Below are 20,930 nucleotides of genomic sequence, written 5' to 3'. Positions count from 1 at the left end.
CCTAATGTCCTCTATAAGTGCGGTTGATTATTCATTATTGTACAAAAATTAATAATTTATCTTACAGTTAAAACATATACCAACAATATTAGATGATATTTTATATTATAAAAAATTATAATTTACATTTAAAAAATATAAAAATTGACAAAATATATTTGTTTAGGTATATACCTAAACAATTATATTTTCATTATGAAGGATTAAGTATTTTATAAATATATTTTTTGTATCCAACTTTATAGCTTACTTCAAAATTGCTTGGCCTTCCAGATTTTCCAATATAATTTATAGTTACATTATAGTCTTTTACTTTTTGCCCGGATTCTATGAATTTTTTTATATCTTGTTCCATTTTACGCCATTGTCCGCTTCTATTAAGCTTACGGTTCATAGGTACTAAATTATCTATATCAGGAGAACCTCCAAACTCTCTGGCTATTAAATGTCCGCCGTCATCAGTAGTTTTTCCTAAATTTTTGACAACTTCTCTTTGTTTATATCCAAGTCTTAAATTATCTTTTGTGTATTTTAATTCTTTTGCTGATACCTGCTTTAAACGTCCTAAATCATCTGTTATTATAGTATGACCTTTACTATTAACTCTTGTGGCATTTTTAATTAAAGCATTTTTTCCATTAACATTTTCTATAAAAGTTTTTTTAAGATTATGTCCTTTTATAGCTCCGGCTGTAGCACCAGTTATTGCGCCCCACATATATCCTTCAGCAGAACCTTCTATTGCATATTTAACTGCGTCTTTATTTATAGGTTTTCCGCTTTTTATTGTTTCTATTGCAGTATTTAAAATTCCTCCTATAGCAGCGCCTATAAATGCTTCTTTTAGTGCCTCTTTTGATGAAGTGGCAAATACAAATGATATATACGCATTTCCTGTTCCAGCAGCTGCAAAAGAAATTACTCCAGTTACTGCTATTATACCAGTGCCTATTGCAAATTGTGTTCCAACTTTTTTCCAATTTACTTCTTTTAGAATATCAGCATAATCAGAATTATTTATTTCATTTTCTAAATTTCCGTCTTCTATTACTATAAAGTCTAATTCTTCTATATTGCCGTTTTTAATTGTGCTGTCTATTATTTCAATGTCTTCAGTAAAAATATTTTTTATCTCATAGTCTTTTATTTCAAAATCTTTTAATTTTATATCTTCTGTTTTATAATTTTGTATATCATAGTTTTCTAATTTATAATCTTCTATTTCATAAGAATATATTAGATGATTTAATAATAGTATTGATAATATAGTTAATATAATTTTTTTGAATACCATAATAACCCTTTTATTATTATATAAAAAATAATAAATGAATTATATATTTAGTCAAGATACATGAATGTTTTGAAATATTTTATATATAACTGAGTACCTTTTTAATAATATTTAAGTAATAATATTTTTTATTTAATTAAAACACAATTTTAAATTTAATACAGTATATACCTAAACAACTATATTTTGTCAAAAATAAATTTATATTTTTGTTTTTATATCTGGGGCTTTGCCCACCGCTCTGCGTACTTCGTAACACCCCACTTCTTTTGCGACTGGAAGGAGTGCCTTTGGCGAAGGGCTATATTTGAGTTTAAATTGATAATTTATATTACATGTAAAACAATTTTAGTGTTATTTAGTACTAATTTTATACTTTATATAAAAATAGTTTTTATAAATTTTAATATATAATTATAATTTCATGTGTATTATAGGGAAATTGTTTCCAAGCTCATCAAATTCATCTCTTTTATATGCTTTGAATCCTATATGTTTATAGAAGTTGTAGGCATTAGTATTTTGTTCATTAACAGATACTTCTTCGATAGCATAATTTGTTATAGCATATTCTATTAATTTTTTTCCTATTCCTTTACCTATAATTGTAGGATCCAAAAAAAGCATTTCTATTTTTTTATCATCTATGCCAATAAAGCCTTTTACCTCATTATATATTTCTACAACAATCAAATCTTTTACAACTATGAATGCTTGTTTTACATGTTTTGATATGTTGATAATATCATCTTCTTTTAAGAATAAATGTGTGGCTCTTACAGATCTTTCCCATACAATATAGAGTTTATCTATAATTGCATCATCTCGATTTTTTAATTTATATATATTCATAATCTTATTATTAAAAAATAATTGGTATTGAGTTTTATTAATTTACCAATACCAATAATTAAATTTTTTATTTTATTTGTTTATTTGAAATTTTTCTCTATTAATTTTTCATAAGTGCCGTTAGTCATTATTTGAGATAAGCCTGCATTAATTTTTTCTAAAAGAGCAGTTTCATCTTTTCTCATCGCTATAGCATAATTTTCTTGAACAGCATCACTTTCTACTAATTTGATATCATCATTATATTTTTCAAAACTTTTACAAGGTTCTTTGTCAAATACAACAGCAGCAATTTTTTTTGATTTTAATGCTAATACAGCACTTGCTCCAGTATCAAATTTCTCAACATTTACACCTTCTTTTTCAGTCATTATAGTATCGCCTGTAGTTCCTATAACAACACCTATATTTTTTCCATTCAAATCATCAAATGTTTTTATAGAGTCATCATCTTTATGTACAAGCATTACCTGACTTGATACATAATATGGTTCTGAGAAATTTACAAATTGTTTTCTGTCTTCTGTTACTGTCATGCTTGCTATTATAACATCTATTTTTTTAGCTTGAAGTGCAGGCAAAAGTCCATTAAATTGCATGTGTGTAAATTCAACATTCAAACCAGATAATTTAGCAACCTCATTCATTATATCATAATCAAAGCCTGCTATTTTGCCATTATCTAAATAACCAAAAGGCGGAAAATCAACATCTATTCCAACATATATTGGTTTGTCTGTATTTGATGATGAAGCATCAGAAGTTTTTGAATTATTACATGAAACGATTATCATTGATGAAATAATCATTATAAATATTATTATTTTTTTCATTTTGTACCTTCTTTTAATTAATAAAATAACTGTTTATAGTATTATTGCGAAAGATATTACTTCAAGTTTGTATAAAAGTCAAGTAATAAAAACTTAAATAAATAAAAAAAATATAGTTATCATAATATTGATATAATGATTATTTAATATATAATAAAAAAATGATAGTTAACATATTTACAGAAAATTTAAATACAAAAATATACGGCAAAAATACTTTATTATTTGAATCATTAGACAGTACAAATAAAAGAATGATGGAAGATTTAAATAATAAAATGAATCTTGAAGAAGGAACTGTATATATAGCATTGAAGCAGACATCTGGAAAGGGAAGCTACGGCAATAAATGGCAGTCTGATAATAATTTAGGATTATGGTTCAGTGTATTAGTATATACTCCTTTTAAGAAAGAGGCTTTAAGTTTTTTACCGGGTATTGCATTAAGCAAATGTCTAAGAGAAAAATATAATGTTGATGCTCATGTTAAATGGCCTAATGATGTTTTAGTTGAAAATAAAAAGATATCAGGCACTCTTATACAAGTTACTCCCATAGATAATAGAAATGCATGCATAATAGGTACAGGAGTTAATTTATATCAAAATAAAGAGGATTTCCCTATTGATATACAGCATAAAGCAACTTCATTATACATGGAAACTAAGAGTAGGGTAGAATTATCTTCATTTTACAAAGAACTTATTTATTATTTTGAGGAAGTTTATACAAGTGAGAGAAGTTTATCAGATTACTTTAGAGAATACAGCAAAATGATAGGTAAGCATATAAAAGCTAAAAAAGATGATGAAGATGTTAATGCTATAGTAAAAGATATTACAGAAGAAGGCTATTTGATAGTGGAAGTAAATGGAAAAATAGAAACTTGGATATCAAGAGCTTCTTTAGATATAGATACAAATTATTAAAAAATTACTGAAAAGGAAAGAATTATGAGAAAACCGATACCATATAAAAAACCAGAAGAAAAAAAGCAAGTTAATAAAAAAAGAATCGTATGGTTAGTAATATTTGAATTAATAATTATTATATTAGCCATTGTTACAACAGCTATTATATCATTATTATTTGGTATTACTCCGTATATAAGTGCTGCTATTAGTGCTGCTATACTTATAGTATTTAGTATATTTCTTGCTAAGGAGTTTTTATTTAATAATAAATAAAAAAATAACCTATCAAATAAATGGGGTTTTATTTGATAGGCATTTTTAAGAAAACATATGATAAAAAATAAAAACAATCTAAGATGTATAGTATACTATATAATGTTTTTGTCAATATAAAAATTATAAATCTTTTAAAAATAAATGGTGTAAAATACATAAAGCATATATTTTTATCTTACATTTTATACAAAAATAGATAGCTTGTTATGTAATCATAAACATATTTCTTTTTTATTACTGACCTTAAAAAATATAATAAGCGATATAATAGTTGTTAATGTTAGTATGGTAGAAAGTGCGGCAGCGGTTCCATAACTTGCCCTAATAACTTCCTGATAAATAGCTACAGACATAGTACGGGATCTGGTAGTATATAATATTATAGATGAGCTTAATTCATTAATAGTAGTTATCCAGCTTAATATAGCCCCTGACAGTACACCTGAAAGCATTAATTTTGCTGTTATATTGAAGAAAGTCTTTATTTGCGATGCTCCAAGACTTATAGAAGCTTCTTCAACATTTTTGTTTATTTGATAAAGTATAGCTGAACTTGATCTTAATGTATATGGAAGTCTTCTAATTATTAATGATATTATTATTATTATAGATGTTCCTGTTAATACTATTGGAGGCTTATTAAAAGATATTAAAAATGTTATTCCTAATATAGAACCGGGTATTATATATGGAAACATTGATACTATATCGATGATATTAGTAAAAATATTTTTTCTTCTTGTTGTTATGTAGGCTGTAAGCATTCCTATTATTATTATTAAAATTATAGTTATTATGCCGTATACATAAGTATTTTTTATAGATGAAGCCAATGAGTTAAATATTGTTATATAGCTGTCAAATGAAAATTCATTGGTAAATACTGATCTATTTGTTTTTAGAAATGAAGTATATATAACAGTTATTTGAGGAAGTATAGAAATGAATACTAAACTGTATAAACAAAAATGAATAAGTATTGATTTTATGCCTTTTATATTTTTAGGCTTTATACTATTCATTGAACTCATAGCATAAGATTTTTTATTTACAATATATTTTTGAACTATAAACATTATAGTTGTTATTATAACCATTATAACAGACATAGATGCTGAGAAATTAGCATTGCTTCCAACTTCGCTTATAAACTCAGAATATATCATAGTAGGCATTGTTCTGTATCCTTCTCCTATTAACATTGGAGTACCGAAATCAGCCAATGCATTCATAAATACAATAAGACCGGCTGAAAGTATTGTAGGTTTTATTAATGGTATAGTTACAGTAATATTTCTTATGAAGCTTGAAGCTCCTAAACTTTCAGAAGCTTCTAAAAGAGAATTGTCTATTTTGGATAAGGCACCATAAACATACATAAATATAAACGGATATAATTTTAATGAAAATACTAAAAGTATGCCTCCGAATCCATATATTGTGGGTATATTAATTCCAATGGATTCAAAAAATTTTGTTATAACTCCGTTTCTTCCAAGAAGAAGTATCCAAGAATAAGCCCCTATAAAAGCAGGCGACATCATAGAAATAATTATTAAAATTTCAATGGCTCTTTTGCCTTTTAGATTATACATTTTCATGCAGTATGCTAAAGGCGTTCCTATTAATACTGCAAGTAAAGTTACAGATATAGTTACAATAAAACTATTTATTAAAGTGCTGTAATAATATTTTTTGGTAAAGAATCTTATAAAATTATTTAATGTCAATTCCCCAGTTTTTACATCTTTGAAGCTGCTTAAAAATAATGAAAATAAAGGATATACCAGAAATATAGCAAATACCAATGCCATTATTAAAGTTATATATGTCCAAAAGTCCATTTTTTTAAAATAGTTATTTATATTGTTAAAAGAATTATTCTTTATAATCATTCTTCCTTTTTTACCCCAATGATTAAACTTCTTTCCATATCTTTAGTAAATACATTTATTCTATTTTTATTTGGTACAATTTTTATATTATTATTTATATTTAAAGAATCATTAAATGTAAATGAATCTTTTGAATATTCTATTAACTTATCATTTATACTGTCATCACATTTTAGAAAATATGTTGTATATTTTCCTAAAAAAGTTTTTGATACTATTTGAGCATTTATACCATCTTTATCATCTAAAATAAATTCTTCAGGTCTTATTGCGGTAATTACTTCATCATTATTTTTTATACCATTAATATCAATTAAATCAGTCATATCTATTTTAAAACCGGATTTAAATATCAATGAAACTTTATTATTATTAATTTGTATTACAGATTTAAATAAATTAGAATGTCCTATAAAAGTAGATACAAATACATTATATGGTTTTGAATATATATTTATTGGTGAAGCTATTTGCTGTATATTTCCATCTTTAATAATAGCTATTCTGTCTGATATTGCTAATGCTTCCTCTTGATCATGAGTTACATATACTGTTGTTATTCCTATTTGTTTTTGAATATCTTTTATAACATTACGCATTTCTATTCTTAATTTTGCATCCAAATTAGAAAGAGGTTCGTCCATTATAAGTACGCTTGGAGATATTACTATTGCTCTTGCTAATGCTACTCTTTGCTGCTGACCTCCTGAAAGTATTTCCGGAAGTTTATTTTGATATTCTTCAATTTTTACTATATTAAGAATTTTATCAACTTTATTTTTTATATCTTGTTTTGATTCTTTTCTTAATTTTAATCCGTATTCTATATTTTCTCTTACTGTCATATGAGGAAATATTGCATAGTTTTGAAATACCATTCCTATATTTCTTTTATATGCTGGTATATCATTGATTATTTTATCATCAAATTTTATTATGCCGGCTTCTATACTATTAAATCCGGATATCATTCTTAGTATAGTTGTTTTACCGCAGCCTGAAGGGCCAAGCAGAGTAAAGAATTCACCATTTTTTATATTTAATGATAAATTTGGTATAACAGTATGATTACCATAACGTTTGGTAACATTTTCTATATTAATAGATACACTCATAATATTTTTTATATTTAATTACAAGTTATTTATGCACCAGTAACTATATTTTTAAATTTTTCAAGCCAAGCATCTTTATTAGCATCAACTTTTTCTTCATCTTCTTTAATATCATTTATTTGTTCAAGAGGTATAAGTATTTGAGAACCTTCTAAATTCTTTATTATAGCTCTTGTAAATAATTCATCATTAATTATTTTTTGAGCATCATAACTTGTTACATAGTCTACAAATCTTTTAGCATTTTCTAAATGTTTTGCATTTTTTATTATAGCCATAGAATGTGCTTTAGTTAAAACACCTTCTTTCATATATACAACTTCTATAGGCGAACCTGTATGTATATAGTTAGCAGCTGCACTTTCAAATGTAAGTCCTACCGCATACTCACTGTCAGCAACACCTTTATACACTGCTGAAGAACTGCTTAAAAGTTTTCCGTCTAAATTAGCATATAATTTTTCTACATATTCCCAGCCATTATCAGGATTTCCATTTCCCATAGCATAAAGCATATTTACTAATTGTTCAAAAGATGATGATGAAGTAGTAGGATCATTAAAAGCTATTTTTCCTTTCAAAGCAGGATTAAGCAAATCAGCATATCCTTCAATTTTTATATCTTTTATTAAATTAGTATTAATTATTAATACGCTTGGACTAAGCATAAAACCTGTGATATATTTTTCTTTACTTCTATAATCATCATATATATTGTCAGCATTTGTTGAAACATATTCTTCAAAAAGATTAGAATTGTATTTTAATATGTTTTCATTAGCAGCAAAAAATATATCACCTAAAGGATCATTCTTTTCAGCATCTATTCTTTTTATTATTTCAGCTGTACCTGCTATTATTATTTCTACATTTATATCAGGATTTTTTTGTTTGAAATCTTCAACTAATCTGTCTATAAAGAATCTAGTTGCAGGTGTATATATAACTAAGCTATTAGTATTTTCTTCTTTTTTTGAACATGAAAAAATTGATACCATTGTTGTTAATGATAATAAAAATAATATTATAATCTTTTTCATTATTTTATTCCTTTTTATAGTGTTGAAGTAATTATATCTTTAAATTTTTCTAACCAAGCTTCTTGATTTTTTTCAACTAATTTATCTATATTTTCTAATTCTTCATTTTTTGTAATTGCATTAATATCATTTATATTAACCAATACAGGAGAAGGGCCTAAATCTTTTCTCACAGCTCTTGCATTGAGTTCGTCATTCATTTTTTTCTGAGTATCAAAACTTGTTATATAATCCACAAACTTTTTAGCATTCTCTAAATTTTTAGCATTTTTAATAATATATATTCCAGCAGGCTCCATTATAACACCTTCTTTCATATATACTAATTTTACAGGAGAACCAGCAGAAACATAATTAGCAGCAGCATTTTCAAAAGTAAGTCCTACAGTGTATTCTCCGTCGGCAACACCTTTATATACTGCTGAAGAACCTGTTAATAATTTGCCGTCTAAATTTGTACATAATTGACTTATATAATCCCAACCCTTATTAGTATCATAAGTACCCATTGTATAAAGTATAGTAACTAAATGTTTAAAAGATGAAGAAGAAGTAGCAGGATCATTGAATGCTATTTTTCCCTTTAGTTCAGGGTTAATTAAATCTTTATATCCTTCTATTTTTATATCGCCTACAAGATTAGTATTAACTATTAAAACACTAGGACTTATCATAAATCTAGTCATAGAGCCTTCAACATTTTTATAACTATCATGTATATATTCTTCATTTGTGCTTGTGTAATTTTCAAATAAATCTTTATTGTTTTTCACCAAATTAATATTAGCTGCCATTAAAATATCACATAATGGTGCATTTTTTTCTGTTTCTATTCTTTTTATTAATTCACCTGTACCAGCTATTATTATTTCTACATCTATATTAGTATTTCTTTTCTTAAAGTCCTCTATTAATGGATCTATAAAATCCCTTGAAGCCGGAGAGTATATAACTAATGAAGATTTTTGTTCTTTGTTTTCTGATTTATTATTATTGCATGAGAATATTGAAGCAAAAATTGACAAAACAATGATTGCTTTTATTAGGTAGTTAAAATATTTCATATGTTTTTCCTACATACTATTTTAAGAATTTGTTTTACAATAAAATATATTATATTGTGTTTTTGTCAATAAAAAAATAGTTGCTTTTTTCATAATTATAGTGAATATAAGTTTACATAATAAAAAAATGCTAATATAAGTTATCATAATATCGATAATTATGTTAACATATTAAAAATAGGACTATAATCTATATTATGAAAAGTAAAATAGCAGACATAGCATATACTTTAATCAAAAAAAAGAAATATAAAAAAGCAAAAGAATTTCTTCTTAATAATAAATCAAAATTAGCTAATGATGCAGAGGCTCTTGCTATGCTTGCATTTGCTGATATATTTTTAAAAGATTTTTACGGAGCAGATGAACTTTCAAGAAAATCACTTAGGGAAGATAGTTTTTGTATTAATGGAATGCTTGCAAAAGCTTATGTAAGTTTGCATAACGGACACAGAGAAAATGCTTTAAGGGAATATTTCAGAATATTAGATTTAGAGCCTGAAAATAAAATAGCAAAAGACAATCTTGAGAGAATAAGATTTTTAACAAATAATGCAAGAGGAGATGAAATTAATCCTAGAGCATATTTACTTGGAAAGAAAAAAGTATCAATATCAAGATTTTTAGTTCTTATACCAATAGCATTTGTACTTACATTTGCCTCATATATTGCTATAGACAGACTTTACCCTAAAATAAGATATGTACTTCTTGATAAAGATCAAAAAGAATTAAGAGAGAAATTAGAGAATGTATATTTATTTGAGGGATTAGAAGAAGGAAAAATTCCAGACAGTGCAAAAAGTCCTACATACTCGCCTCGTGAAGTAGCTGAGATGTTCGACAAAGCAAAAAAGAATATGAGAAGTGCCTCAGTAAATGAAGCAGTTATGATAATAAATGGAGCATTAAAAAGCGATATAAACGAATATTTAAAAGAGAGATTCAGAGTTCTTAAAGAATTTGTAATAGCACCAGACTATAACATTTTTAAAGAGAGTCCGGACTATTTAACAGTTGTTGAAAATTATGACTTATACAATGGCGGATATGTAAAGTGGAAAGCTGATGTAAACAGAGTAACTCAAACTAATGTAGACGGCATACCAAAAAAGAAAGCTAGAATATTAATCTATGATGTGAATGAGAAAGACATTGCAGGCGTTGCTGATTTAATAGTGAATGTAACTGTAACATTAGAAGCTAAAAACTATATAGAAGTTTACGGCAAGATTTTGGGCTATGATGCGAAGCAGAAATCAATACAGCTTGAAGGTCAGATTATAAAGCATTTGCCTAAGAAGAAGTAAAAAAACTCAAGATATTATGTAAACTTTACGATATATTAAAATACTTTATAACTAAGGTATATTTTTATGTCTAATGATAATTTGCAAGATAAAATATCGAAAAAAGTTGGTACAGATACTATAGAAGAAATTGAAATACCTATTTCCATTACTAAAAATATAAAAAATACTTTAAGACCATATCAAATAAATAGTTTACAGTATTTTATAGCATATTTGGATAAATATAATACTCCTAAACATTTAATGTTTAATATGGCTACAGGAAGCGGTAAAACATTAATAATGGCTTCTTTGATACTTTACTTATATGAAAAAGGATATAGAAATTTTTTATTTTTTGTAAATTCTGTAAATATCATAGATAAAACGAGAGAAAATTTTTTTAATATATCAAGTAATAAATATCTTTTTAATAATGAAATTATAATCAATAATAAAAATGTTGAAATAAAAGAAGTTAATAATTTTGATTATTCAGATGATTATAATATAAATATATTTGTAACTTCTATACAATATTTACATAATTTATTAAAAGAAAATAAAGAAAATGATTTTGATATAACAAACTTACATGATAAAAAAATTGTTATATTAGCAGATGAAGCACATCATTTTAATGCAGAAACTTCTAAAAATAAAATTGTTCAAAAAGGATTTTTTGAAGAAGAAAAATCAAATAAAAAAGAAATAATAAAAAATGATAATTGGGAAAGTACTGTACAAACTATATTTCAATCTAACAAAGAAAATTTTTTACTTGAATTTACAGCTACTATAGACTATGAAAATAAATCTATAGTTGATAAATATTTGGATAAAACAATATTTAAATATGATTTATTAAAATTTAGACAAGATTTATATTCTAAAGAAATTGATATAATACAAAATGATGTTGATAAAAAATATTTAATGCTTGGTGCTGTTATACTTAGCGAATACAGAAGAGAAATTGCTTCAAATAATGGCATAGATTTAAAACCAATAATTTTATTTAAAGCACATAAACGTGTAAAAGAATCTCAAGCAAATCAGGAAATATTTAATGATTTAATAGATAATTTAAAAGAAAAAGATATTGATAAATTATACAAATCTAATCTTAAAGAAAATGATAAAAAAGATATAATTTATAAAGCTATAGGATATTTTAAAAATAAATATAAAGATTTTGATATTTTTATAAGCAGAATAAAAGAAGCTTTTAAAAAAGAATATCAATTGATAACTAATGAAAAAACTACTTCATCAGAAGAAAAAAATAATAAAGACAGTAAGGAAATATCAAAACAAAATAAATTATTAAATACACTTGAGAATAAAGACAATCCTATAAGGGTTATTTTTAGTGTTAATAAATTAAATGAAGGTTGGGACGTTTTAAATTTATTTGATATAGTTAGATTATATGAAAAAAGAGACCCAGATACAAAAAATAAAAAAGCTGGAAAAACTACAATAAGCGAAGCTCAACTAATAGGAAGAGGAGCAAGATATTATCCTTTAAAAATAGATTATTATAATGATGATGAAATATATAAAAGAAAATATGATAAAGATTTGAGTAATGATAAAAGAATATTAGAAACATTATATTATCATAGTATAAAAGATAGCAGATACATATCAGAATTAAGAACTGTATTAAGAGAGCATGGACTTTTAGATGATGTATATTGCAGAGAAGAAGATTTTAAACTAAAAGAAAATGTAAAAAAATACGCTGATACAAATTTTATATTTTCTAATAGAAAAGAAGAAAAAGCTAGATTTTATAAAGAAGATAAAACATTAGTAGGAAATAAAAAATCTTTTGAAGATATTAAATCTTATTTTAGAAATATTACATTAGAATATAATTGCAGAACAGGTATAAGAAAAATAGAACATGCTATTAGCATTGAAGAAGAAAAAAATTTAACAGAAAGTGAAAAACTTCAAAATCTTAAAATAGAATCTTTGGGAAAACCTAAACATATAAGTTTTGGAGATATTAAAGATTATATAAAAATTAATGCTTGGTATAAAATGAATTACGGATTTGATAAACTTAAACCTAAATTCCAAGATTTAAAAAATATAGGAGAACTATTTGACTATTTAAATGATGTAAAATTTCTTTTTTTCAATTTAAATGATAAATATGTAAATCTAAATTATGAATATATTAACTTTCTTACAACAAATTTTTATCCTAAATTAATTAAAATAATTGATGAAAATTATAGTGAATATATAGGAACAAAAGATTTTTACCCACAATTAATAAAAGATGTATTTAGAGATAAAAAGAAAAAAATATACAATGAAAAATTATGTGATGATATGGAAAAAATAGACTATTATGCACAAAATTTTTTATATGCTGATAGCGATTTAGAAATATCTTTTTCTAAAAAACATATAAATGATGTTATAGAATATTTAAAAGAAAAAGGCTATAGCAATATATATTTATTTAGAAATGACCAAGATTTAGCTATATATAATTTTGATAATGGAACAGCTTTTTACCCTGATTTTATTTTAATATGCGAATATAAAAAAGAACAGATTCATTATCAAGTATTTTTAGAACCTAAAGGAAAAGGTTTAGGAGATTCTCCAAAAGAAAAAGCAAAACAAGATTTTTTACTATCTATAAAAAATGATAGTACTTTAAATAAAGATATTTTTGAGCTTGATACAGATAAATATATTTTATTCGGTATGAGATTTTTTACTGATCAAATGGATATTCAAAAATGGAATGATGAATTGAAAAATGAGTTTAAAGGATAATTAAATGGAATATATACATAATTATTTAAAAAAGTTATTTAAGAAAAATAATAACTATATAGGAAAAGATGGGGATTTGTTAATATCAAAAATAGCTGAAGATGCAAGACTTTATAATTCAGAATTAATAAAATTTCTGCTTAATGATAAAAGATGCCAAGATTATTTTTTTGAAAAAATAGATGATGTAACTATTTTCAAATCAGAAGATTTTAGAATGTGTATAAATGATGCAAGATTTTTAGGAAATAGTTTTACAAAATACGGTAATAAAATAGGATTAATAACTGACAGAACAACAGAAAAAATAATGAATGAAGATTATGTTGTATTAAGTTACCCATATAAAGACTGCACTCTTGACGGCGGAATGACAAAAACAGAGGCAAAAAGAGTAAACCGAAAAGAAACAATGATAAATAATATTCTTTTTAAGGAAGACATACATAAATTAAAAAGCCCTAAAGCATTTAAAAATTTTAAGAAATATAGTTCTGAAAATGGAAAAATAAAAGAAGAAGCACCTGCAGCTATAAAAGGCAATGAAAATATAATTATTAACGGCAATAACTTTGCAGCTTTATGCAGTTTGAAAGCAAAATTTGCAGGTAAAATAAAATTAATATATATAGACCCACCATTTAATACAGGAAATGATACATTTTCTTATAATGATAATTTTAATCATAGTGCTTGGCTTGTATTTATGAAAGACAGACTGCAATTAGCCAGAGAATTATTGTCTGATGACGGAGCAATCTTTGTACAATGCGATGATAACGAGCAGGCATACCTAAAAGTATTAATGGACGAAATTTTCGGAAGAGAGTTTTTTATAAATAAAATAATTTGGAAAAAATTATTGAGTTCTAAATCTCAGAGTAAAAGTCTTTCTAATGTAACAGAAATAATTTTATTGTATTCAAAATCTAATATATTTGAAATAAATACTACTTTTATAGAATCAGAGATATCTAAGGATTTAAAAAATTATCCATATATAGAGGAATATACAGGTAGAAGATATGGATCTTTTGATTTTACTCAAAAAGGTAAAGGAGAAGCAAGATATTTTTGTGGTAAATTAATAGAGCCACCTAATGGTAAACATTGGATATGGGGACAAGACAAGATAGATGAAGGTATAAAAAATGGTGTGATAATTTTTACAAAGAATGGAGTTCCAAGAGTAAAAAGATATCTTGATGAAAAAGATGGAAACAAATTATCTGATTTATGGAATGATGAAGAAGTAAAAATAATATCTGCTAATGATAGAGAACGGTATGAAGAATTTTATGGTCAAAAACCTGAAGCTTTATTAAAAAGAGTTATTGAAATTTCTACTAACGAGAATGATATTGTTCTTGATTTCTTTGCTGGGTCTGGTACTACTTTAGCCGTTGCTCATAAAATGAATAGGCGATATATAGGAGTTGAGCAGATACAAGAGCATTTTGATATTTGTGTTGAAAGGCTTAAAAAAGTTATTGAAGGTGAGAATTCAGGCATTTCTAAAAATGTTAATTGGAATGGAGGAGGAGAATTTATTACTTTTGATATTGCTTCATATAATGCTGATTGGGCTAAAAAAATTGAAAAAATAAAAGGTGATAAAGAGTTAAAAGAAATATTTGAAGATATGAAAAATAAATCTTTAATTAATCATAGGCTTCAAATAGATTATTTTGAAAATAAAAGTTTTGAAGACGACAAAGAGTTTTTGTCTTTAGATTTGGAAAGAAAAAAAGAAATTTTATTAGAACTGCTTGATAAAAATATGTTTTATGTACCTTTTTCTGAAATGAAAGATAAGACTTTTAAATTATCTGATGATGATATCAAATTATCTGAACAGTTCTATAAATAATAATTAAAATTTTATTTATATTAGAAATTCAAATGCTTCCAAGCGGCATAGAAATGATGCACTGGGCCATGACCTTTTCCAACGCTGTCAACTTTTGCTGCTTGTATAGCATTGAATAAATAGTCTTTGGCTAGTTTGCAGGCTTCAAGCGGTGTTTTGCCATGTGCTATGTAACTGCAAATCGCTGCTGATAATGTACAGCCTGTGCCATGTGTATTCTTTGTGTCTATTCTAATGGCATCTAAAAATTCATGACCTTCTCTGTTTATGAATAAATCTCTTGATAATTCGCCTTCTAAATGTCCGCCTTTAAGCATAACATTTTTCGCTCCCATATTTAATATATCATTGGCAGCATTAAGCATATCTTCATCGGTTTGTATTTTCTTTGATGTTAAATCTTCAGCTTCCGGTATGTTCGGAGTGATTACAGTAGCTATTGGAAGTATACGGCTTTTTAGACTGGCAACTGCTTCCTCTAATAATAGCCTGTCGCCGCTTTTCGCTACCATAACAGGATCAACTATTATAGGTATGTTTTTGGCATTCTTAGTTAGAAAATCGGCTACTAATTTTATTATATCGCTATTGAATAACATCCCTATCTTGATGGCATCAGGTATAATATCATCAAATATACAGTAAAGCTGTTCTTCTATAGCCTTAAGCTCTATACCATAACAATTCCTCACACCTTGAGTATTCTGAACAGGTATGGCAGTAAGTACACACATTCCATAACAGCCTAAAGCCGAAAATGTTTTTAAATCCGCTTGTATTCCAGCTCCGCCTGAACCGTCAAATCCTGCTATAGTTAAAGCTTTTATCATAAACAAACTCCCAATATTTAATTTTTATTTTAATTTTTCAGAATATTTATCATATATAAATTTACATATTAATTTAGTATTAAATGCTGATAAGTCCTCAAATTTTCCAATATATTCATTACCTATTTTTTCTGATATACTTATAGAAAAATTTATTTTATAAGCATTGATAGCCATAGAAGCATTTTTTATAATATGTCCGATTTCTAGGCTAGCTTCTTCAGGAGGCATAATAAATTTTAAACCTACAGGTGACATTTCTATTATCATACCATGCAGTATCTGTCTTACACCATCATGTCTGAATACAAGTTTAAAATTATCCAAATTGTTTATAACTATATGTTTTAATTTTTTAGGTTTAATATTGGCTTTTTCTAATAATAAATTAAATCTATTTAAAAAATCTTTTTCATTAAAAGGTTTTAGTAAGAAGCCAGCAATTCCTATTCTCATCATTTTACTGAAAAATTCTTTGCTTGGATCGCTTACATGAACTATTACATGCACACCGCCGTATCTGTCATCTAAATAAATTTTTTCAAGGATATCAGCCATTTCAGAGTCATTCTCTTCAACTTCTATAATAGCTACTGTAAAAGGCAATTTACCAAACATAGGCAAAATACTATTTTTATCTTTCACAGCTACTACTTCATATCCTGCTGTTATAAGAATGCTTATAAGACTGTCTCTTATTTGTAAAGATGAATCGTAAACTAATACTCGCATAATATTACCTGAAAATTATATTATTTTTTATTATTATATATATAGAAACAATTAAAATCAATAATATATAAATAGCTAATCATATTGTATATATTAATAATTATCATAAAATTATTTTATATAATGTACTTGAAAGTATATTATATATCAAATTAAAAAATATTATTATATTTTATTTATAAAAAAATGATAAAAAGTTGTTTTTTTTTATTATTTGTATATAATTATAAGAATGAGAGTATCAGGATATAATTTGTTTCCGCCGCTTCTTGGGCATATAAAAAATTGGTATAGCCATATTGATAGGATAAAGGCTATGGGATTCGAGTGGGTATATGTAAATCCTATCACATACCCTGGTTTTAGTGGCAGTTTGTACGCTACAAAGTACTATTATAAATATAATTCTTCATTTTTCAGCACTTCAGATCAAGATATAGCAGAAAAAGAATTGAAAGATTTCATTTCTTATTGCAATAAAAATAATATTAAAGTGATGATAGACTTAGTTATTAATCATTCATCTAAAGACTGTAATTTAGTAGAAGAACATTTTGAATGGTATAAAACTAAAGACGGTGTACTGCAGTCCCCTGGAGCTTGGGATAACGGCAAATGGGTAGAGTGGGGCGATTTGGCTGTATTTGATAATGAGATGGATCCTAACAAGAAGGAAGAAGAACATAAAGATAATAATGAAGAAAATAAAGAAGATGATGAAGAAATTATCTTATGTGATGAAATATTAAATCCTATATGGAATTATTGGAATGATCTTGTAAAACATAATCTTGATTTAGGATTCAGCGGTTTCAGATGTGATGCTGCCTATAAAGTGCCTAAAGAATTATGGAAATATCTGATAGATAATGCTAAAAAAATCAATAAAGATGTTATATTTTTCGCTGAAAGTTTAGGCTGCCCAGTTAAAGATACTAAAAATTTAATAAAAGCTGGTTTTGATTATATTGCAAGCAGTGCTAAATGGTGGGATTATGAAGGCGAATGGTTTATTGAGCAGTATGATTTGGCTAGAGAAAAATCAAAACAAATAGCTTTTCCTAGTAATCATGATACTAAAAGACTTATCACTGAATATGACGGCAATATTTGGAAAGTAAAGCAAACTATGCTATTTACAGCAATAGTATGCGATATGTGGATGATAACTACAGGTGATGAATATGGTTTTATAAATAGATGCAATGTAGTTGGCGGAAGTGAAAAAGATTATGAAAATATCAGTTATGATTTAGCTGAATATATAAAAAATATGACTGATTATGTAAAAAGCAATGATATACTTGCTAATTGCGGTAAAATAGTTTCTATTGATATAGAAGAAAAAAAGATATTAGAAAAATTAAAAAAAGATAACGAAAATAATCATAATAATGATTGCAATGATAATCAAGAAAAAGAGGAGAAAAAGGATCCTTTTAGGAAATTTTATAAATATAGTTTAGACGGTAAAGACAGAGTTTTAGTGATTGTTAATATTACATCTAAAGAGGAAGAATTAGATACTTTAAAATATGGTATAAAGGAAGATATATCATTTGATAATATTATAGGTAGTATTACCGATACTATAAAAATTTTACCTCATGAATTAAAAATATTTAAAGTGACAGAAAAAAGTTTATTTGATACAGACAGCAGCAGTATATAATTATTATGGAAGGCGTTTTTTATGGAAGAGAGAAAATCAATAGACAGCTTTTTTTTAGATCTATCTATGGGGCTTCTTTTTGCTGAAAATACAAATGAGATAGATAGAGTTGTTGATTTGTTTTTAGAGAAAACTTGTCAATATTATGGATTTGATTGCGGTGAAGTATATTTTCCTAAAGGAGATTATCTTATATTAAGAGGCGTATATGGTATAGATAGATACTATGTATGTAAAGTAGATTTTCATATAGAAGCCTCCCACTGTAAAGATGTATTGTATGATCAAAAAATCTTTATAGGTGAAAATATTAATCATACAGATATTGAGGTATTTTCAAATTATAGCTCTATAGCTGTTCTTCCTATATTCTTTTATGCCAATCCTATAGGTGTTATTGTTTTCAGAAATAAAGAAAATAAAATAAGTTTTTATGAAAGTATAGTTTCAGAGATAAAAAATGTTATAGGTCATTTTGCAGTATATGCCAATAATGTTCTTCAAAGCGTAACATATAAAGAAAGAGATAAGCAATTAAAGCTGCTTAGAGAATTATATTTAAAATTAAGCGATGTAGATGAATTTGAGAATAATTTAAATCATTTGGCTACAGATGTTGCTAATATTTTCACTGCCAGTAAGGCTTTTATTAGGCTTAGAGATGAAAATAATAATTTGTATACTAGATCAAGTTATGGTTTTCCAGAAGATTTTGATTACTCAATATTTGAAGACGAGATTTATGTTGAGGAATATTGGGATAATAATATATTCTTTGTAAATAATGTATCAAAAGATAAAAATTATAAAAAATTTGAAGGAGTTATAAATAGATCTGTATTATTTAACAGGATACCAGTAAAAAAAGGCTGTATAGGATATATTGTTGTTGTAGATAAAATTCCTGATGCAGTTAATCCTTTAGGTGATTTTGATTTAGAGGATCTTAATTTATTTAATCCTTTGCTTGCCAATATATCAAGCAGAATTTCAGAACATTATAATATAATAGAGTTAAGCAAGGCTAATGAAAAGAATTTAAAACACATGTCGCGTTTAAATACATTGTATGATATAAGTAATATTTTATTAGCCCGTTCTAAAACAGAAGATATATTATTTTTACTTTTAACTATTACTACAATAGGAGATGTATTTGCTTTTAATAGAGCATTTGCATTTCTTTATGATAAAGAGTTTAACGTATTTAGGGGACGTATGTGTGTTGCTCCGAAAAATGCACAGGATGCAGGTGTTATATGGAGTAATATGCAGAATTTAGAAAAATTTGCTTTAAGAGAGAAATTAATGCTTTCTTTCGATAAGAGAAGCATGGAAGATGCTTGGGATTTGAATCAGAAATTCCTAAATACTGTTATACCAAATAATGAAAATTGTAAATTATTTTATGATGTATTTAATAACAAAAACAGCATCAGTGTTATAAATTTAGATAATAATGAGCTTGTAACTCAAATAAGAAAATATACAGATATATTTGGTGATTATCCTTTTGCCATCATTCCTATAATGAATTCTGTAAATTGTATTGGTATGATAGTTGTAGATAATCCATATAATGGAAAGCCTATTCCGGAAGATGATCTTGATTATTTAAAGATGTTCGGCAGGCAGGCGGCTGTTGCTTTGGAATATTCTTCACTTTATAATGAAATGGAAAGAAATAACAATGCTCTTAAAGCAGCAGAGAAAACTTTACTTGATTTAAAAAGTTTGGCTATAATAGGAGAGATGAGTTCTTCTATGGCTCATAATTTAAGAAATTTTATAGTTCCTATTGCCGGATTTGCTAATAGGCTTGTAAAAGTAAGTAAAGAGGAAAATATAAAAAATTATGCCCAAATAATTGCTAATGAAGTAGAAAATTTAGAAAATTATTTGAGAAGGAATTTATCTTTTGCTAAAAGTATTAACTTGGAAGTTGATAATATAAAAATAGATGACATGATAAAATATTTAACTATTCTTTCTAATGAATATATTAAAAAGAGCGGTAAGAATATTAAATTTTATGCACTTAAGATGACAAAAGAGGAAGTTGTAAGATGGGATTATGACAGAATGAATGAAGTTGTGTTTAATCTTGTAATCAATGCTATAGATGCTATAAATGATGGAGATAAAGATTCCTATATTAGCGTAATATTTGATGATAATGCTTATAGGGAATCTATTATAGATATAATAGTGGAAAATACAAATTCGTATATAGAACCGGATTTAGCAGAGAAGATATTTACACCATTCTTTACTACAAAAAGTCATGGTGTTGGTATAGGACTGGCCATATCTAAGAGAATAGTTGAAGCTCATGGCGGAAGTATGGTTTTAAAAAGTGTGAATGATATTTTTAAAGTAACAACTTTTTTTGTTTCTATACCAGTTAGTTTAAATAATTAATAATTATTTTCCGACAATTAATTAT

Annotated in this window: 16 protein-coding genes; 7 read left to right on the top strand and 9 right to left on the bottom strand. The window is 25.9% G+C overall.

Annotated elements, in window-relative coordinates:
* Nucleotides 1-193: 193 nt before the first annotated feature.
* The 3 genes from R4K56_RS04700 to R4K56_RS04690 form a co-directional block, all read right to left on the bottom strand.
* Nucleotides 194-1,294, bottom strand: coding sequence for a DNA/RNA non-specific endonuclease (locus R4K56_RS04700; RefSeq protein WP_335772089.1), 1,101 nt, complete (start codon nt 1,292-1,294; stop codon nt 194-196).
* A gap of 414 nt (nt 1,295-1,708) precedes the next feature.
* Nucleotides 1,709-2,146 carry a GNAT family N-acetyltransferase gene (locus R4K56_RS04695; RefSeq protein ID WP_335772090.1) on the bottom strand — a complete coding sequence of 146 codons (438 nt, stop codon included), beginning with the start codon at nt 2,144-2,146 and terminating at the stop codon, nt 1,709-1,711.
* Between the two features lie 80 nt (nt 2,147-2,226).
* The gene (locus R4K56_RS04690; RefSeq protein ID WP_335772091.1) at nt 2,227-2,979 is read right to left on the bottom strand and encodes a basic amino acid ABC transporter substrate-binding protein; all 753 of its coding nucleotides are present in this window, start codon (nt 2,977-2,979) and stop codon (nt 2,227-2,229) included.
* A gap of 161 nt (nt 2,980-3,140) precedes the next feature.
* Here R4K56_RS04690 and R4K56_RS04685 point away from each other — a divergent pair, with 161 nt between their 5' ends.
* Together R4K56_RS04685 and R4K56_RS04680 are read left to right on the top strand one after the other, a co-directional pair.
* Complete coding sequence (locus R4K56_RS04685) at nt 3,141-3,908, top strand: biotin--[acetyl-CoA-carboxylase] ligase (protein WP_335772092.1); 768 nt, start codon at nt 3,141-3,143, stop codon at nt 3,906-3,908.
* Between the two features lie 24 nt (nt 3,909-3,932).
* Complete coding sequence (locus tag R4K56_RS04680; protein WP_335757376.1) at nt 3,933-4,166, top strand: hypothetical protein; 234 nt, start codon at nt 3,933-3,935, stop codon at nt 4,164-4,166.
* 215 nt (nt 4,167-4,381) lie between these two features.
* Here R4K56_RS04680 and R4K56_RS04675 read toward each other — a convergent pair whose 3' ends face one another.
* From R4K56_RS04675 to R4K56_RS04660, 4 genes are read right to left on the bottom strand one after another with little or no spacing between them, the layout of a single operon-like run.
* The gene (locus R4K56_RS04675; protein ID WP_335759208.1) at nt 4,382-6,064 is read right to left on the bottom strand and encodes an ABC transporter permease; all 1,683 of its coding nucleotides are present in this window, start codon (nt 6,062-6,064) and stop codon (nt 4,382-4,384) included.
* On the bottom strand, nt 6,061-7,179 hold the full coding sequence (locus R4K56_RS04670; protein WP_335759209.1) for an ABC transporter ATP-binding protein: 1,119 nt from the start codon (nt 7,177-7,179) through the stop codon (nt 6,061-6,063). Before R4K56_RS04670 ends, R4K56_RS04675 begins: the two co-directional genes overlap by 4 nt.
* Nucleotides 7,180-7,208: 29 nt before the next feature.
* Complete coding sequence (locus tag R4K56_RS04665) at nt 7,209-8,219, bottom strand: ABC transporter substrate-binding protein (protein ID WP_335772093.1); 1,011 nt, start codon at nt 8,217-8,219, stop codon at nt 7,209-7,211.
* A gap of 14 nt (nt 8,220-8,233) precedes the next feature.
* Entirely contained in the window at nt 8,234-9,283 is a 1,050-nt protein-coding gene (locus R4K56_RS04660; protein WP_335772094.1) for an ABC transporter substrate-binding protein, read from the bottom strand.
* 197 nt (nt 9,284-9,480) lie between these two features.
* On the opposite strand from R4K56_RS04660, the gene R4K56_RS04655 reads away from it, so the two are divergent.
* From R4K56_RS04655 to R4K56_RS04645, 3 genes are all read left to right on the top strand, one after another.
* The gene (locus R4K56_RS04655; protein ID WP_335757381.1) at nt 9,481-10,593 is read left to right on the top strand and encodes a tetratricopeptide repeat protein; all 1,113 of its coding nucleotides are present in this window, start codon (nt 9,481-9,483) and stop codon (nt 10,591-10,593) included.
* A gap of 66 nt (nt 10,594-10,659) precedes the next feature.
* A complete protein-coding gene (locus tag R4K56_RS04650) occupies nt 10,660-13,380 on the top strand; it encodes a DEAD/DEAH box helicase family protein (protein ID WP_335772095.1) in 2,721 nt (906 codons plus the stop codon).
* A gap of 4 nt (nt 13,381-13,384) precedes the next feature.
* Nucleotides 13,385-15,250 (top strand): site-specific DNA-methyltransferase, encoded by a 1,866-nt coding sequence (locus tag R4K56_RS04645; RefSeq protein WP_335772096.1) that lies wholly within the window; start codon nt 13,385-13,387, stop codon nt 15,248-15,250.
* Between the two features lie 20 nt (nt 15,251-15,270).
* Here the strand turns inward: R4K56_RS04645 and thiD are convergent, their stop codons facing one another.
* Both thiD and R4K56_RS04635 read right to left on the bottom strand, forming a co-directional pair.
* On the bottom strand, nt 15,271-16,080 hold the full coding sequence (thiD, locus tag R4K56_RS04640; RefSeq protein WP_335772097.1) for a bifunctional hydroxymethylpyrimidine kinase/phosphomethylpyrimidine kinase: 810 nt from the start codon (nt 16,078-16,080) through the stop codon (nt 15,271-15,273).
* A 24-nt stretch (nt 16,081-16,104) separates the two neighbouring features.
* On the bottom strand, nt 16,105-16,812 hold the full coding sequence (locus tag R4K56_RS04635; protein ID WP_335772098.1) for a PleD family two-component system response regulator: 708 nt from the start codon (nt 16,810-16,812) through the stop codon (nt 16,105-16,107).
* A gap of 232 nt (nt 16,813-17,044) precedes the next feature.
* Between R4K56_RS04635 and R4K56_RS04630 the strand changes: the two genes are divergently transcribed.
* Together R4K56_RS04630 and R4K56_RS04625 are read left to right on the top strand one after the other, a co-directional pair.
* A complete protein-coding gene (locus R4K56_RS04630) occupies nt 17,045-18,484 on the top strand; it encodes an alpha-amylase family glycosyl hydrolase (protein WP_335772099.1) in 1,440 nt (479 codons plus the stop codon).
* Nucleotides 18,485-18,505: 21 nt separating this feature from the next.
* The gene (locus R4K56_RS04625) at nt 18,506-20,905 is read left to right on the top strand and encodes an ATP-binding protein (RefSeq protein ID WP_335759219.1); all 2,400 of its coding nucleotides are present in this window, start codon (nt 18,506-18,508) and stop codon (nt 20,903-20,905) included.
* Nucleotides 20,906-20,930 lie beyond the last annotated feature (25 nt).

The organism is Brachyspira pulli (assembly GCF_036997785.1).
In the GTDB taxonomy this organism is placed as follows: domain Bacteria; phylum Spirochaetota; class Brachyspiria; order Brachyspirales; family Brachyspiraceae; genus Brachyspira; species Brachyspira pulli.
This window is presented reverse-complemented; position numbering and strand designations above follow the sequence as displayed.

Excerpts from the sequence above, each read along its gene's own strand:
- R4K56_RS04695 (WP_335772090.1), bottom strand. The coding sequence starts at position 2,146 with ATGAATATATATAAATTAAAAAATCGAGATGATGCAATTATAGATAAA.
- R4K56_RS04635 (WP_335772098.1), bottom strand. The coding sequence starts at position 16,812 with ATGCGAGTATTAGTTTACGATTCATCTTTACAAATAAGAGACAGTCTT.
- R4K56_RS04650 (WP_335772095.1), top strand. The coding sequence starts at position 10,660 with ATGTCTAATGATAATTTGCAAGATAAAATATCGAAAAAAGTTGGTACA.
- R4K56_RS04660 (WP_335772094.1), bottom strand. The coding sequence starts at position 9,283 with ATGAAATATTTTAACTACCTAATAAAAGCAATCATTGTTTTGTCAATT.
- R4K56_RS04700 (WP_335772089.1), bottom strand. The coding sequence starts at position 1,294 with ATGGTATTCAAAAAAATTATATTAACTATATTATCAATACTATTATTA.
- R4K56_RS04685 (WP_335772092.1), top strand. The coding sequence starts at position 3,141 with ATGATAGTTAACATATTTACAGAAAATTTAAATACAAAAATATACGGC.
- R4K56_RS04665 (WP_335772093.1), bottom strand. The coding sequence starts at position 8,219 with ATGAAAAAGATTATAATATTATTTTTATTATCATTAACAACAATGGTA.
- R4K56_RS04670 (WP_335759209.1), bottom strand. The coding sequence starts at position 7,179 with ATGAGTGTATCTATTAATATAGAAAATGTTACCAAACGTTATGGTAAT.
- thiD (WP_335772097.1), bottom strand. The coding sequence starts at position 16,080 with ATGATAAAAGCTTTAACTATAGCAGGATTTGACGGTTCAGGCGGAGCT.
- R4K56_RS04690 (WP_335772091.1), bottom strand. The coding sequence starts at position 2,979 with ATGAAAAAAATAATAATATTTATAATGATTATTTCATCAATGATAATC.
- R4K56_RS04655 (WP_335757381.1), top strand. The coding sequence starts at position 9,481 with ATGAAAAGTAAAATAGCAGACATAGCATATACTTTAATCAAAAAAAAG.
- R4K56_RS04625 (WP_335759219.1), top strand. The coding sequence starts at position 18,506 with ATGGAAGAGAGAAAATCAATAGACAGCTTTTTTTTAGATCTATCTATG.
- R4K56_RS04645 (WP_335772096.1), top strand. The coding sequence starts at position 13,385 with ATGGAATATATACATAATTATTTAAAAAAGTTATTTAAGAAAAATAAT.
- R4K56_RS04630 (WP_335772099.1), top strand. The coding sequence starts at position 17,045 with ATGAGAGTATCAGGATATAATTTGTTTCCGCCGCTTCTTGGGCATATA.
- R4K56_RS04675 (WP_335759208.1), bottom strand. The coding sequence starts at position 6,064 with ATGATTATAAAGAATAATTCTTTTAACAATATAAATAACTATTTTAAA.
- R4K56_RS04680 (WP_335757376.1), top strand. The coding sequence starts at position 3,933 with ATGAGAAAACCGATACCATATAAAAAACCAGAAGAAAAAAAGCAAGTT.